Source organism: Clostridium tyrobutyricum DSM 2637 = ATCC 25755 = JCM 11008 (assembly GCF_000359585.1).
GTDB lineage: Bacteria > Bacillota > Clostridia > Clostridiales > Clostridiaceae > Clostridium_B > Clostridium_B tyrobutyricum.
In genome coordinates, this window is the sequence record NZ_APMH01000075.1 from 1 (window position 1) to 322 (window position 322).

The 322-nt window shown below is 27.3% G+C and carries 1 protein-coding gene; it reads left to right on the forward strand.

The window, feature by feature from the left end; translation table 11 throughout:
* Window positions 1-63: 63 nt before the first annotated feature.
* The coding region (locus tag J418_RS0115355; RefSeq protein WP_017896047.1) for an ABC transporter permease subunit at window positions 64-322 on the forward strand (259 nt) is incomplete at its 3' end.

Here is a 322-nt window from a genome sequence, read left to right on the forward strand (position 1 = left end):
GTTTGGAACTGATGAGTATAAAAAATAGTTATCATAAAATTAGATGAGAGAGGTACAGGAGCAATGAATATAGATTTTATTAAAAATATACTTCCGATTCTTTTAAAGGGAAGTGTAATGACTGTTGAATTGACAATTATAACTATAATTTTGGGAAGTATACTTGGTATATTACTGGCACTTCTAAGATTATCAAATAATAAAGTTTTAAAATATATTTCAAGCTTTTATGCTTGGATATTCAGAGGGACTCCTCTATTGCTTCAATTATTCTTTTTCTATTATGGGTTGCCTTTTATAGGTATAGAATTAACTCCTTTTA